Here is a 13,748-nt window from a genome sequence, read left to right as displayed (position 1 = left end):
AGACCCACTTAATGCGGGTCTTTTTGTTGAAAAATAAAGTTGTAGTTTAGTTTTTCTGTCAATAGTTTTTTCGCTCTGTTGTAATTATTTGAAATAAAATCAATTTCTGAATTGATATTCATATCTTTGTATATATTTTCCATTATGAAATTTATATATTCGGAGTGAAAAGATGAAGTTTCATTAGCTTCTATTAATGATCTAAATAGAATCAAGTCATTTATACTTAATTTTAAAAGAGCATCTTTACTAAATTCGCCATTACAATATCGTTTTAAAATATCGGGATTTGTTTTGAATAAATAATTCTCTGGGATAATGTTTAAACTAAATTCATGGTGATAAATTATTATGTTAATAGCTTCAGATAACTCTTTATAAGATATTTTATACTGTTCCTTTATGGAGTTTCTAACGTCATTAAATGATTCATCTTTCCATTTTGACATGGTTGGAAGTGTTGAAGATATTTTTTTTAGATCATTTCTGCTTAAGTTTTTAGTATAACTTCCAGTAGAATATTCTAACTTTAAGTAATCTACTACGCTACAGAAATTCTGCATTTCATCAGCTATGAGTATATAGTTTTCGTATATATTCTTAAAATTAATAGTTGAATGTTCTTCTAAGTATTTTTTTCCTTCATTACTATAAGGATATCTAAATGTTTCTCCTAGAGGATCTATTTTATTGTATTCATGAATTGATTTCTCAAATGAAATTAAAATATTTAGAAGTCTATCGTCATTTAATTGATTGATTTCTTCTACTAATAAATTCCATAGTGTCTCAATGTTATGAGTTTTAGTTAATTCTTTTTTTAATGGGTTGTTATATTTTTTTAATTTATTAATTGAATCAATTTGATATTTTAAAAATAATTCTAATGAATGCCGAGCAGAAAAGAGAATTGGATAGATAGCAGTATCGTATGTCCAAAAAATGCAATTACTACCTACAATATCTTCTTTTTTAAGTATTGACTCTAGCATCGCTATAGTTGCGCCTTGATATCCTTCTAAATAGGTAGATATTCCAGTCCATCCATTATTACCTACACACGCATTTAAGTGCCAATAAGTTTGATTACCTATAAATATATCGGAGTTCATTTTTTTCCTAATTTAAAATTATAACGTAATTAAGTTTATGTAATTATATTATTATTTTTCAAAAACTTAAAAGAAGTAGAAATATAAATACTGGTATATGATGTTAAAGTATTTGGTATTGTTGTAAGATATATCTTAATTAATCTTAAGGTGTATCTTTACGATGTCAAATTCAGACCTTCTCGATGGTCGCGATAGTCCAGTCAAAACCCGAAAACGCCTGTTTGAAGCAGGGCACATGAAACTATTGGTGCTGCATCTTATTTCCCAAGCGCCTAAGTTTAGTTATGACATCATTAAAGATGTAGGAAATGTCGTAGGCGGAGGCTATAGTCCAAGCACAGGTACAATTTACCCAACGCTGAATTACCTCGAAGAACAGCAATACATTCATGCAGAACTAAATGCCGAAGACCGTAAACAATACAGCGTCACGCAGTCAGGCTTAGCGCATCTAGATTCCGAAAAAGCCACAGTAGAGAAAATCCTTTGCCGTTTTGATACCCGTAAGCAGATTCATAACAATGAACAATACGTCGATATCAAACGTGCGATGGAAAACCTAAAAGCATCACTGCGCATCAAAATTCAGCACTGTGAACTGACACCTGAACAGGTGTATGCCATTGCAGAAAAAATCGATCAGGCAGCCGTCGAAATCAGTCGTATGGAGGTGACACAATGAAACAGCATCAATATGAAATTACGCTCAAACACATTGCCGATGCACAGGGCAATCCATCGACCTATACCGAAGCTTTGCAGTTTAATGCTTACAACCATGATGACATGTTTAAGGTGCTGGAGCATTTGACCAAAGCGCAATTGTTAGATGATGAAAAGACCAAAGCCTTTGCCGTGGGTCTGAAACTGTTTGGTGAAACCTTGTTGGAAAATAAAGACCATCCTTTATTTAAAGATTTCATGCCGCATTTCGGCCAATTTATGAAAACACTAAAACAAACCGTAAAAGCCCACAACGCAGCCCAAGACGAATAATAGGTATTTACAGATGAATCAACTCCCAAAATTTCATCCCAAACACATGACTTGGCTGATGCCCCTAATTCTGTCCGGCATTATGAGCGGCTCAATTTCCTGCTTTAATATGCTGATGAATAAAGGCTTAGTTGAAGGCTTTCTTGGCATTTGGCTGCGCGCATGGAGCATGTCGTGGATGATGGCCTTTCCGCTCATTTTGATCGTGTTGCCATTGGTGCGTAATACGTTAATGAAGTTTGTACGCCTGCCGAATGAGTCTGCATCCAAATAAAAGGAAAATATACTTAGTCATGAGTTGAATGTGACTGCATAGCATCTTGAATGATGGCTGTTAATTCAGTCAGCGATTTAACTCCTGCAATACGTTGAATGACTTGCCCGCGATAAAATACTAAGGTTGAAGGTAGTCCATAAACGTTATAGCGCAAGGTTAGTATCGGTGAGGAATCAATATTTACCTTGCCAAATTTGAGCTGTGCATGCTGTGCGGACATTTGACTTGCGCACTGCTCAAATACAGGGAAGTTCTGCACACAGGGCGCGCACCAGTCTGCATAGAAACGAATCACGGCAAAACCATCGAACCATTCATAGTCGCTGGCGTTATCTTCGTTATATTCAACAACCTGAACCATGTGCTGCCTATTATTAATTTGCTAAATAGTCAGCCAATTATACATAAGTCCATTGTTATTCAATCTGTATGCTTTCTATGTTCAAATAGTGCAGAGATAGATGAATAGTCAATAATTGAAAAGGAAAAACAATGTCACAGCAAAGCATGCAGCAGGTCATTATTACTGAACCGGGCAGTGTCGATAAACTGGCGTATGAAAGCGTTGCCATCCCAGATGCGAAAGCGGATGAAGTGTTGGTTAAAGTGCATGCCTTTGGTATTAACCGTCCAGACATTTTACAGCGCCAAGGCTTGTACCCAATGCCGAAAGGGGTAACACCAGTACCGGGTCTGGAAGTGGCGGGTGAAGTAGTTGCTGTGGGTGCAGATGTCACTTTGTTTAAAGTGGGTGATAAAGTCTGTGGCCTAACCAATGGTGGCGGTTATGCTGAGTATTGTGTTGTACCTGAAAGCCAAACCTTGAGTATTCCTGAAGGTGTGAGCTTTACTCAAGCAGCGGCCATTCCTGAAACGTTTTTTACAGTTTGGGCAAATGTATTCCAAATGGGTAAAGCCAAAGCAGGTGAAACGGTACTTATTCATGGCGGTACTAGCGGTATTGGTACTACAGCGATTATGTTGTGTAATGCTTTAGGTATGAAAACCTTTGCGACGGTAGGTTCAGATGAAAAAGTCGCTGCGATTTCAAATATCACTCATGCCATTAACTATAAAACTCAAGACTTTGAGCAAGTGATTAATGAGGCGACCGCTGAGCAAGGCGTCGATGTGATTTTAGATATCGTGGGTGCACCGTATTTAGCACAGAACTTAAATCTATTACGTCGTGATGGTCGTTTGGTCTATATCGCCTTCTTAGGTGGTGCAAAAGCCAAAGAAGTGAAGTTGGGTCAAATCATGATGAAGCGTTTGACCATTACAGGCTCAACCATGCGTGCGCGTAATACTGCAGAAAAAGCAGAGATTGCCAAAGGCATTCAGGAAAATGTTGTTCCGTTATGGTCTAAAGGTGAATGCCTGCCAATGATCTATAAGACATTTAAGTTTGATCAAATTCAAGAAGCACATGCAGCCATGGATACAGGCGACCATGTGGGTAAGATTGTGGTTGAAGTGATCTAAAGGATTATTTTTAAAACGCGATGTATTTGCAGTGTGTTTTAAAATAATAAAAGAGGGTAATGTCCCTCTTTTTTATTGTCTTACTAAATTTTAGGCATAAAAAAACCAGCTTATCACTGGGTTCTTTATTACACCATCTTCAGTAGTAGAAGAATGGTGCCCGAGGCCAGACTCGAACTGGCACGCTTTGTGGGCGGGGGATTTTAAATCCCCTGTGTCTACCGATTTCACCACTCGGGCTTAACAAGATTGGAGGCGGAGGTCGGAATCGAACCGGCGTACACGGAGTTGCAGTCCGCTGCATGACCACTCTGCCACCCCGCCATGTCTTGTTGATGCGTATATTAGCAAGCTCTGAAAAAAAAACAATAGCAGATTCATCTGTATGAGCATAAAAGCAGCATACAAGGTAAAAAATTTAAAATAATCATGTATTATGTGCAAAATTGATTCATATCATCACTTGGAGAAGTGCCGTGGCATTAGTTTTAGATGGTCGTGCATTGGCGAAGAAAATTGAAGCTGACTTGTTGACTCGCGTAGAAGCGCTAAAAGAGAAAACTGGTCGTACCCCAATTCTTGCGACTATTTTGGTAGGTGACGATGGTGCATCTGCAACTTATGTACGTATGAAAGGGAATGCTTGCCGCCGTGTTGGTATGGATTCATTAAAAGTTGAGCTCCCTAAAGAAACCACAACTGAGCAATTGCTTGCTGAAATTGAAAAATTGAATGCAAACCCAGATGTTCACGGTATTTTGTTACAACACCCCGTACCTGATCAAATTGATGAGCGTGCATGTTTCGATGCGATCTCTCTTGAAAAAGACGTAGATGGCGTAACTTGCTTAGGTTTTGGTCGTATGGCAATGGGTGAAGCAGCATATGGTTCTGCGACTCCTGCAGGTATCATGACCATTCTAAAAGAAAACAACATTGAAATCGCAGGGAAACATGCGGTTGTTGTGGGTCGTTCTGCAATTTTGGGTAAACCAATGTCTGCAATGTTACTTGAAGCAAATGCGACAGTGACTACGTGCCACTCACGTACTCAAAACTTGGCTGACTTTGTTAAACAAGCTGACATTATTGTAGGTGCGGTTGGTAAAGCAGAATTGATTCAAAAAGATTGGATCAAACCAGGTGCAGTGGTTGTTGATGCTGGCTTTCATCCACGTGATGGCGGCGGTGTAGGTGATATCCAATTGGTGGGTATCGAAGAAATTGCTTCTGCTTATACACCAGTACCGGGTGGTGTAGGCCCGATGACCATTACAACGTTGATTCGTCAAACTGTTGAAGCTGCTGAAAAAGCGTTGGGTTAATCTTTTAATAAAAAGATATTAAAGTCACAACGGAGTCTTACCGTTGTGACTAATAAATGTAAGAAGCTCGTATGTTACTTTTGTTTCGGCAAAAGTAACCAAAACCATTTGTCATCTGCTGAACTCGACAGAATCAGTCTTTTGATTAATGGTATCGCAGAAACAGTGTTCATTCGATTAAGGTCTGTCTCGCACAGCAGCAGATGACAATGTCGCATATCTAATACGTTTATAAATTCAAATAAAATCATCTCCAAGGCTTAATATGAGCTGTACTTTCCAATTCCCCAAAGCCCCTGAACATTTACTGAAAGCACTGCATGAAGTCATTCCGCATTGTGAATTACATGCACAACAGTTGCCTGAAACCCCCATTTCTTTATGGTTGATACCGCCTGTATTTCCAACCGATAAATTGGATGATGAAGTCATTCGCCGTATATGGAATGATACGCCGTATTGGATCTTTTGTTGGGCTTCAGGGCTTGCTATGGCGCAGTGGTTGTTGGCAGAGCCGCATCATGTCAAAGATAAAGTGGTGTTGGACTTTGGTGCAGGTTCAGGCGTGGTGGCGATTGCCGCGAAAATGGCAGGGGCGAAACGCGTGATCTGCTGTGACATCGACCAAGTGAGCCTAGATGCCTGCCGTGCCAATGCAGAGTTGAATAATGTCGAACTTGAATATTTGGACGATCTGTATAAAGCCGAACAAGTCGATATTTTATTGGCTGCCGATGTGCTATATGACCAATGCAACCGTTTCTTTTTGGATGAGTTTTTAAAGTTTGCTCCAGAAGTGTGGGTGGCAGATAGTCGTGTGAAAAACTTTAGTCATCCTAAATATGAAAAACTCGATGAACGAAGCGCGACGACATGGCCTGATTTGGATGAATCACCTGAGTTTCGTAATGTGAGTTTTTATAAAACCCTATAAATATTGAACCCATAAAAAATAAGACGCTTAAAGCGTCTTATTTTTTATATTTTGAACAGCAAATTTGATTAAGAACAGGTATAGCGAACCACACGTAAGGTGGCAGGGCGAGCATCGAGTGCATCACGCGCGCCTAAGTTTTCAGAGTTACGTAGGTCTGGGGTGTTTGACAGTCCAAAGTTCGCACGTGTATTACCAATTTGACGGCCGTACTGGGTATTTTCCAAAGCAGGATTTGCAATTTCGTTCACGCTTAAGATTTGTAATTTATAGGTCTTTTGCGTATTTAATACTTTTTGGCAAGCACGTTGTAATTTATTGGCATCCAGTTGTTGGTTTTGGCGACCCGCTAAAGTATATGCAAGTGTTGCGCTATCTGCAGATTTGGACTCTATTTGAAAGCCCGTTTGACCATTAAAAGCACGTGGAGTGCTTTGGCAAGCAGCCATCGACATTGCAACAATACCCAAACTTAAAACTTTGTAAATATTTTTCATCATTCATTCGCCGTGTGTATTTGTATGTTCAGTATGCCATAGTCCGTCTGTCGACTCGATGGCGAAAACCAAGAAAGCCAAAGAAGTTTGATTAAATCTTTGATGCAGCCGAAACGATGAGTAGATGGAAATGGAGATAAAAAAAGCTCATCAAAATAGGCTTTGATGAGCTTAAGTGGAATAGCAGGGCTGAGCGACTTAATCGTCAGTGATCATGCTATGTTTTTTCGTATCTTTCATGAAGACATAGGTAATTAAAGATAAACCAATCATGAATGTAATGTAGTAGAAGAAGTAGTTTTCATGGCCTGCATTTTTGAAGCTCAAAGCTACAAGTTCTGCGGTACCACCAAAGAGTGTATTTGCAATGGCATAAGGCAATGCAACACCTAGGGCACGGATGTGTGCAGGGAACAACTCTGCTTTTACTACGGCATTAATCGCAGTATAACCAGTTACAATTACCATACCGCTCATGCAAAGCATAAATGCTGTGGTTGGGCTGGTAGTTGAACCGATACCATTGAAAATAGGAATGGTAAACAGCACACCAAGCACACCAAAGGCGATCATAATTGGCTTACGACCAATTTTGTCTGAAAGCGCACCGACAGCAGGTTGTAAAAGCATGAAGATGAAAATTGCAGCAGTGGTAATTTCAGTTGCTGTGGTTTTTTCAAAGCCAGACGTGTTGACCAAATATTTTTGTAAATATGTGGTAAAAGTGTTGAACGCTAAAGTACCACCGGCAGTTAACATGATCACAGTGAAGGCTTGTTTAGGGTATTTGGTAAATAACGCTAAAGCACCTGATTTTGGACCACCATTTTTAGCTTGTTCTTGAGCTTCTTTAGAGGATTGAGTTTCAACTAAACCGCGACGAATCCAGAACACCACAATAGCGAGTAATGCACCGATGAAGAACGGAACACGCCAGCCCCATTCAGTTAAAGCTTGTTCTGAGAAATTGCGTTGTAGGATAATTAAAACGCAAAGAGCCAATAGCTGACCTGAAATCAGTGTGACATATTGGAAACTTGAGAAGAAACCGCGATGGTTTTTACCTGCCATTTCAGTCAAATAGGTCGCACTAGAGCCATATTCACCGCCGACACTTAAGCCTTGGAGTAAACGCGCTAAAAGTAGAATAGCGGGTGCGAGCATCCCTACAGAATCGTAGGTTGGCGCACATGCGATCATCAGTGAGCCGACACACATCAACGATACAGACAGCGTTAAACCTGCTTTACGACCTTTACGGTCAGCATAAATACCCATGACCCATGCGCCGATTGGACGCATTAAGAAACCGAGTGCAAAGACTGCAGCTGCTTGTAAGAGTTTTACAGTATTGTCACCGTCAGGGAAAAATTGCGGTGCAAAGTAAAGGGTAAAAGCAGCGTAGACATACCAGTCGTACCATTCAACGAGGTTGCCGGCAGATCCGCCGAGGATAGATTTGACACGAGTTTTTCTATCCAATTGTTCAGGAACAACTGGCTCAGATGAGTTTGACACATCATTCTCCAAGGAATGAATGCAAAACATATCCATTTAAACTCTTTGGGAAAAGTTTAAATCAATATATTTTGTCGAAATGGGAGATGGAACTATATTTATTTAATTTATACTCCTGTTGTCGCATAAAATCATGCGACTTTAGTCTATAAAATGCGATATTTTTGACCAGATACATTTTTCACGACTAAATGAAAAAAACAAAGCCTCATAGACTGAGGCTTTGATGGGGAAAACATGCTGTTTTTGATCAGATTGATCAATAACTCATCTTCAAAGAACCCTGATCAATGCTCCTGAATTTTGGAATGGTGTTTGGTGTCTTTCATAAAGACGTAGACCAATAACGAAATAAAAATCATGATGGTCACATAGATAAAGAACCATGACTCGTGACCAGCTTCTTTAAAACTCAGCGCAAAGAATTCTGCCGTACCACCAAAGATGGTATTTGCAAGAGCATAAGGCAGTGCAACACCCAATGCGCGAATATGCGCAGGGAACATTTCTGCTTTTACAACCGCATTGATCGAGGTGTATCCCGTGACAATCACTAGACCTGCGAGACAGAGCCAAAATGCAGTCCAATAATCTTGAGTTTGTCCTAATGCACTAAATAGAACATAGGTGAACAGCACCCCTAAGATCCCAAAAGCGATCATTAAAGGCTTACGACCAATTTTATCGGATAGACCACCTGCTAGTGGTTGTAAGCACATAAAAATAAACAGTGCTAAAGTGGTGATTTGCGTGGCCTCAGGTTTACTAAAGCCAGAGGTATTGACCAGATATTTTTGCAAATAGGTGGTGTAGGTATAAAAAGCCAATGTACCCCCAGCTGTTAAAAATAACACCGTGAATGCTTCTTTCGGATAATGCTTAAATAGAGAAAATAAGCCTGATTCAGGCTGGTCCTTTTGCTCTTGTGCATTTTTAAAGGATTGAGTTTCTAGTAGGCCACGTCGAATACGGAAAACCACTACCGCTAAACACGCACCGATAAAGAATGGAATACGCCAGCCCCAATCATGCAATTGTTCTTCGGTCAGTAGCCATTGCAAAATCAGTAACACGCACAGTGCCGTCAACTGGCCTGCAATCAGTGTCACATACTGAAAGCTTGAAAAAAAACCTCGGCGGTCTCGGTCTGCCATTTCACTGAGGTAGGTCGCACTAGCGCCATATTCACCGCCGACACTTAAGCCTTGAATTAGTCGTGCAACCACAAGAATAATCGGCGCCATGATGCCAATTTGGTCATGCGTTGGAGAAATGGCAATCATCAATGAGCCGATACACATCAGTGTGACGGAGAGGGTTAACCCTGACTTTCGACCTTTTTTGTCTGAATAGATCCCCATAATCCATGCACCAATGGGCCGCATGAGGAAACCGACTGCAAAGATGGCCGCAGCTTGGAGAAGCTGTGCAGTCTGGCTACCTTGAGGGAAAAAAGCATGGGCGAAATAGAGGGTGAATGCTGCATAGACATACCAATCGTACCATTCAACAAGATTACCGGCTGAACCACCGAGAATGGATTTTACTCGGGTCTTTGTATCTAAATTTGATTGAGTAACAATTTCTTCCGTCATTTTAAAATCCATCTTTTTTTATTGTGTGAAAATATCTTATGCGTATCGAAAAGCATGAAATGTAAACTAAAAAAGAGGTTTTGTTTAAAAAGTGTACAAATCAACTGCTTGTCATGAATTTTGCTTTGAATAAGGGTTTGTATATAAAATGATTGATTTCATGCTTGAGCCAGCAACCGTTTAAACGTACATTTAAAATATAACTTCTCATTTAATGAGGAATACAAAAACTCAGCGTAAGGATATCGTGACCAAAATAGGTATCTTGATCAAAAAATGATGATCAATGAGAAAAATAATAAAGCAAAGAAAACGAAGCATTGTTGAATAAAAAGATATAGTGGGAGGGAGCGATGAATACACAACAACAATTAATATATGACATGGTGGTCATTGGTGGTGGAATCAATGGTGTTGGTATTGCTTGTGATGCAGCGGGGCGTGGTTTAAGTGTTTTGCTTTGCGAAAAAGACGATCTCGCGAGCCATACTTCATCTGCAAGTAGCAAATTAATTCATGGTGGTCTTCGCTATTTAGAACATAAAGAATTTCGTTTGGTACGTGAGGCACTGGCAGAACGCGAAGTTCTCCTTAAAAAAGCCCCCCATATTATTCGACCGATGCGTTTTATCATGCCACATGAACCGCATTTACGACCGGCTTGGCTAATTCGGACTGGATTATTCTTTTATGATTATTTGGGTAAACGTGAACAGCTTGCAGGCTCCAATGGTATTGAATTTGATGTGGATGTTAGTCCTTTAGCACCCAGATTTACTCGGGGGTTTGAATATTCCGATTGTGCAGTGGATGACGCACGCTTGGTTGTACTCAATGCGATACAAGCACGCGAATTTGGTGCACAGATCCTGACTCGAACAGAATGTTTAAATGCATACAGTAAAGCTGGCATTTGGCAAGTGTGTTTAAAAAATGCCAAGGGTTTGCAAAATGTGCAGGCTAAAGTATTGGTGAATGCGGCAGGTCCTTGGGTCGCTGACTTTATAAAACAGGGTTTAAAGCAAGAGTCACCTTATGGTATACGCTTAATACAAGGTAGCCATATCATCGTTGCAAAGCTCTTTGACGGCGATAAAGCTTTTATTATGCAAAATGATGATCATCGCATTGTCTTTGCGATCCCATATTTAGAACAATTTACCTTGATCGGCACGACAGATCGTGAATATCACGCAGACCCAAATCGAGTAAAGATAAGCCAAGAAGAAATTGATTACTTACTTGATGTGTCAAATGAACACTTTAAAACTCAATTGACGCGAAAGGACATCATTTCAACTTATTCAGGTGTGCGTCCGCTGTGTGATGATGAGTCAGATAATCCAGCAGCAGTCACGCGAGATTATACTTTGGCACTGACAGATGTAGAAGGTGCAGCATTGCTATCAATTTTTGGTGGCAAGCTCACCACCTATCGAAAACTCGCAGAAGCGGCGCTAGATCAGCTTAAAACTGTTTTTCATCATCGATCCAAGCCTTGGACTGCTGATACAGCATTGCCTGGTGCGGAAAATTTAGAATCAATCGAGCAGTTGATAGTTGAAATCCAACAAAATGTTAAAGGTGTTTCAAGCAGTCTAGCAAGTCGTTGGGCGCATGCTTATGGAACACGTGTCTGGATTTTGCTGAATCATTTAACTTCGATTGATGAGCTTGGGCAAAACTTCGGGCATGGCTTGTATGCTCAAGAAGTAGATTATTTGGTTGAGCATGAGTGGGCGAGAAGCTCTGAAGATATTTTGCAAAGACGCACAAAGTTATATTTGCAATTCAGTGCATCTGAAGTTGATGTTTTGGACGAGTACTTAATGGCAATACGTATAAAGCAAAAAGCTCAAGATGTGGCTTAGTTGATATAAAAAAGACCGCGCAAGGCGGTCTTTTAAATCTTTCTTAATCCCTCTTTTAATGGAGGGAAATTAAAGGCCGATTAAGCAGATTTTTTTACAGCTTCTAAAAGTTCGTCTTGACGTACTTTAAGTGCTTTTGGTAAGCGATCACCAAGTTTGTTGAACAATTCAGTGTGGCTTTCAAGTTCTTTGATCCATTGATCTTTATCTTGAGAAGTTACAAGCTCGAATTGCTCTTTAGTGAAGTCTGAACCAGTCCAGTTCAATTGTTCGTATGTTGGAACAAGGCCGATAGGTGTTTCAACAGCGTCTGCACGACCTTCACAACGGTCAATGATCCACTCAAGAACACGCATGTTTTGACCGAAACCAGGCCATACAAAGTTACCTTCAGCATCACGACGGAACCAGTTCACGTTGTAGATACCAGGAAGTTTATTGCCAGCAGCTTTAGCTTTAGCAGCAACTTCTTCACCAAGTTCTAACCAGTGAGAGAAGTAGTCAGCCATGTTGTAACCCGCAAATGGAAGCATTGCGAATGGGTCACGACGAACGATACCTTGTTGACCAACAGCAGCAGCAGTTGTTTCAGAGCCCATAGTTGCAGCTTTGTAAACACCGTCAACCCAGTCAAATGCTTCTGAAATTAGAGGCACTGTGTCTGCACGACGACCACCGAAGATGAACGCAGAAATTGGAACACCTGCTGGATTTTCCCAGTCAGCATCAATAGAAGGACACTGACCAGCTGAAACAGTGAAACGAGCATTTGGATGAGCTGCTTTTTCTTCGCCGGTGTGTGGTTGACCTTTCCAGTTAGTCAGGTTAGCAGGCGCTTCTTTAGTCAGACCTTCCCACCATACTTCACCTTCGTCAGTTACAGCAACGTTAGTATAGATTACGTCTTTATGAAGAGTCGCCATACAGTTCGGGTTAGTCTTGGTATTTGTACCAGGTGCTACACCGAAGAAACCAGCTTCAGGGTTGATTGCATATAAACGACCATCTTCACCTGGTTTGATCCAAGCAATATCGTCACCTACAGTTTCAATTTTCCAACCTTCGTAACCCGCTGGTGGAATCAACATCGCGAAGTTTGTTTTACCACAAGCAGAAGGGAATGCAGCTGCGATGTAGTGTTTTTCGCCTTGTGGGTTAGTCACACCAAGGATGAGCATGTGTTCAGCTAACCAACCTTGTTGACGACCCATAGAAGATGCAATACGTAAAGCTAGGCATTTTTTACCCAACAATGCGTTACCGCCGTAACCAGAACCGTAAGACCAGATTTCACGAGTTTCTGGGTAATGAACGATGTATTTTTCAGGGTTGCAAGGCCAAGCAACGTCTTTTTGACCTTCTTCAAGCGGAGCACCAACAGTGTGTACGCAAGGAATGAAGTCACCGTCAGTACCAAGTACGTCATAAACAGCTTTACCCATACGAGCCATTTTAGACATGCTTACAGCAACGTAAGGAGAATCAGTAAGTTCGATACCGATGTGAGCAATATGAGAACCTAAAGGACCCATAGAGAAAGGAACTACGTATAAAGTACGGCCTTTCATTGAACCGTCAAATAAACCATTCAGACGAGCACGCATTTCAGCTGGAGCTTCCCAGTTGTTTGTTGCGCCTGCATCTTCTTGTTTTTCAGAACAGATGTAAGTACGACCTTCAACACGAGCAACGTCAGAAGGATCAGAATTAGCAAGGTAAGAACCAGGATGTTTTTCTTGGTTAAGTTCTTGCATAGTGCCGTTAGCGATCATCAAGTCGATATAACGTTGATATTCTTCTGCGCTACCGTCACACCATTCGATTTTTGCTGGTTTGGTTAATTTGGCAATTTCTTCCACCCAAGCAATGAGCTTAGGGTGACGAACGAATTCTGGTGCGTTCACTTGGGTCATGGTGAGGCCTATCTCAAAAATGTACTAACCGTACAAAGTATAATCTGCATCATGGGATACATCATGCAGATAAAAGATGAAAAAAAAGTGGCTGTATTAAAGCATAAAATCATAAAAAAAATAAGACTAAAGAAGTGGTAGATTTTTTTTGGTAGTTAATGCTATTTATATTAAATATAGATAAAATACAATAACTTAACATATTATATGGTGAATTTTAAC

Annotated in this window: 13 protein-coding genes and 2 tRNA genes; 7 read left to right on the top strand and 8 right to left on the bottom strand. The window is 40.4% G+C overall.

Translation table 11 applies throughout. The annotated features are described in order from the left end of the window. Positions 1-8: 8 nt before the first annotated feature. Positions 9-1,112 (bottom strand): hypothetical protein, encoded by a 1,104-nt coding sequence (locus G0029_RS11400; RefSeq protein ID WP_180109785.1) that lies wholly within the window; start codon positions 1,110-1,112, stop codon positions 9-11. A gap of 163 nt (positions 1,113-1,275) precedes the next feature. Here G0029_RS11400 and G0029_RS11395 point away from each other — a divergent pair, with 163 nt between their 5' ends. Genes G0029_RS11395 through G0029_RS11385 form a run of 3 tightly spaced genes read left to right on the top strand, consistent with a single transcriptional unit; the run spans position 1,276 to position 2,385 of the window. Next, positions 1,276-1,797 carry a PadR family transcriptional regulator gene (locus G0029_RS11395; RefSeq protein ID WP_180109786.1) on the top strand — a complete coding sequence of 174 codons (522 nt, stop codon included), beginning with the start codon at positions 1,276-1,278 and terminating at the stop codon, positions 1,795-1,797. Next, a complete protein-coding gene (locus G0029_RS11390; protein ID WP_180109787.1) occupies positions 1,794-2,111 on the top strand; it encodes a DUF3861 domain-containing protein in 318 nt (105 codons plus the stop codon). Before G0029_RS11395 ends, G0029_RS11390 begins: the two co-directional genes overlap by 4 nt. Before the next feature lie 13 nt (positions 2,112-2,124). After that, positions 2,125-2,385 (top strand): DUF2798 domain-containing protein, encoded by a 261-nt coding sequence (locus G0029_RS11385; RefSeq protein WP_078192975.1) that lies wholly within the window; start codon positions 2,125-2,127, stop codon positions 2,383-2,385. Between the two features lie 13 nt (positions 2,386-2,398). Here G0029_RS11385 and G0029_RS11380 read toward each other — a convergent pair whose 3' ends face one another. Continuing rightward, positions 2,399-2,749, bottom strand: coding sequence for a thioredoxin family protein (locus G0029_RS11380; RefSeq protein WP_180041690.1), 351 nt, complete (start codon positions 2,747-2,749; stop codon positions 2,399-2,401). A 131-nt stretch (positions 2,750-2,880) separates the two neighbouring features. On the opposite strand from G0029_RS11380, the gene G0029_RS11375 reads away from it, so the two are divergent. Next, positions 2,881-3,873 (top strand): NAD(P)H-quinone oxidoreductase, encoded by a 993-nt coding sequence (locus G0029_RS11375; protein ID WP_180107585.1) that lies wholly within the window; start codon positions 2,881-2,883, stop codon positions 3,871-3,873. Positions 3,874-4,027: 154 nt separating this feature from the next. On the opposite strand, the gene G0029_RS11370 is transcribed toward G0029_RS11375, so the two are convergent. Continuing rightward, positions 4,028-4,113: transfer RNA gene (locus tag G0029_RS11370), tRNA-Leu, on the bottom strand. Positions 4,114-4,123: 10 nt separating this feature from the next. Beyond that, a tRNA-Cys gene (locus G0029_RS11365) sits at positions 4,124-4,197 on the bottom strand. A 152-nt stretch (positions 4,198-4,349) separates the two neighbouring features. On the opposite strand from G0029_RS11365, the gene folD reads away from it, so the two are divergent. Next, a complete protein-coding gene (gene folD / locus G0029_RS11360) occupies positions 4,350-5,198 on the top strand; it encodes a bifunctional methylenetetrahydrofolate dehydrogenase/methenyltetrahydrofolate cyclohydrolase FolD (RefSeq protein WP_180107586.1) in 849 nt (282 codons plus the stop codon). Positions 5,199-5,463: 265 nt separating this feature from the next. Beyond that, on the top strand, positions 5,464-6,132 hold the full coding sequence (locus tag G0029_RS11355) for a class I SAM-dependent methyltransferase (protein ID WP_078189884.1): 669 nt from the start codon (positions 5,464-5,466) through the stop codon (positions 6,130-6,132). A 68-nt stretch (positions 6,133-6,200) separates the two neighbouring features. Here G0029_RS11355 and G0029_RS11350 read toward each other — a convergent pair whose 3' ends face one another. From G0029_RS11350 to G0029_RS11340, 3 genes are all read right to left on the bottom strand, one after another. After that, positions 6,201-6,629 carry a hypothetical protein gene (locus G0029_RS11350; protein ID WP_078193296.1) on the bottom strand — a complete coding sequence of 143 codons (429 nt, stop codon included), beginning with the start codon at positions 6,627-6,629 and terminating at the stop codon, positions 6,201-6,203. A gap of 198 nt (positions 6,630-6,827) precedes the next feature. Further along, the gene (locus tag G0029_RS11345; protein WP_078190125.1) at positions 6,828-8,147 is read right to left on the bottom strand and encodes an MFS transporter; all 1,320 of its coding nucleotides are present in this window, start codon (positions 8,145-8,147) and stop codon (positions 6,828-6,830) included. A 287-nt stretch (positions 8,148-8,434) separates the two neighbouring features. Continuing rightward, on the bottom strand, positions 8,435-9,754 hold the full coding sequence (locus tag G0029_RS11340) for an MFS transporter (protein ID WP_180107587.1): 1,320 nt from the start codon (positions 9,752-9,754) through the stop codon (positions 8,435-8,437). 341 nt (positions 9,755-10,095) lie between these two features. On the opposite strand from G0029_RS11340, the gene glpD reads away from it, so the two are divergent. Next, entirely contained in the window at positions 10,096-11,613 is a 1,518-nt protein-coding gene (gene glpD / locus G0029_RS11335; protein WP_180109788.1) for a glycerol-3-phosphate dehydrogenase, read from the top strand. Positions 11,614-11,693: 80 nt separating this feature from the next. On the opposite strand, the gene G0029_RS11330 is transcribed toward glpD, so the two are convergent. Continuing rightward, positions 11,694-13,526 carry a phosphoenolpyruvate carboxykinase (GTP) gene (locus tag G0029_RS11330; RefSeq protein ID WP_180007483.1) on the bottom strand — a complete coding sequence of 611 codons (1,833 nt, stop codon included), beginning with the start codon at positions 13,524-13,526 and terminating at the stop codon, positions 11,694-11,696. Positions 13,527-13,748: the final 222 nt, after the last annotated feature.

This window comes from Acinetobacter sp. YH12138 (genome assembly GCF_015218525.1).
Taxonomy (GTDB): domain Bacteria; phylum Pseudomonadota; class Gammaproteobacteria; order Pseudomonadales; family Moraxellaceae; genus Acinetobacter; species Acinetobacter amyesii.
Note: the sequence above shows the minus strand (reverse complement) of the source record. Positions and strands in the feature narration are given on the sequence as shown.

What these genes read in the sequence shown, in the direction of transcription:
- G0029_RS11385 (WP_078192975.1), top strand. Translation starts at nt 2,125, where the DNA reads ATGAATCAACTCCCAAAATTTCATCCCAAACACATGACTTGGCTGATG.
- G0029_RS11355 (WP_078189884.1), top strand. Translation starts at nt 5,464, where the DNA reads ATGAGCTGTACTTTCCAATTCCCCAAAGCCCCTGAACATTTACTGAAA.
- G0029_RS11400 (WP_180109785.1), bottom strand. Translation starts at nt 1,112, where the DNA reads ATGAACTCCGATATATTTATAGGTAATCAAACTTATTGGCACTTAAAT.
- G0029_RS11395 (WP_180109786.1), top strand. Translation starts at nt 1,276, where the DNA reads ATGTCAAATTCAGACCTTCTCGATGGTCGCGATAGTCCAGTCAAAACC.
- glpD (WP_180109788.1), top strand. Translation starts at nt 10,096, where the DNA reads ATGAATACACAACAACAATTAATATATGACATGGTGGTCATTGGTGGT.
- G0029_RS11390 (WP_180109787.1), top strand. Translation starts at nt 1,794, where the DNA reads ATGAAACAGCATCAATATGAAATTACGCTCAAACACATTGCCGATGCA.
- G0029_RS11375 (WP_180107585.1), top strand. Translation starts at nt 2,881, where the DNA reads ATGTCACAGCAAAGCATGCAGCAGGTCATTATTACTGAACCGGGCAGT.
- G0029_RS11380 (WP_180041690.1), bottom strand. Translation starts at nt 2,749, where the DNA reads ATGGTTCAGGTTGTTGAATATAACGAAGATAACGCCAGCGACTATGAA.
- G0029_RS11350 (WP_078193296.1), bottom strand. Translation starts at nt 6,629, where the DNA reads ATGAAAAATATTTACAAAGTTTTAAGTTTGGGTATTGTTGCAATGTCG.
- G0029_RS11330 (WP_180007483.1), bottom strand. Translation starts at nt 13,526, where the DNA reads ATGACCCAAGTGAACGCACCAGAATTCGTTCGTCACCCTAAGCTCATT.
- G0029_RS11340 (WP_180107587.1), bottom strand. Translation starts at nt 9,754, where the DNA reads ATGGATTTTAAAATGACGGAAGAAATTGTTACTCAATCAAATTTAGAT.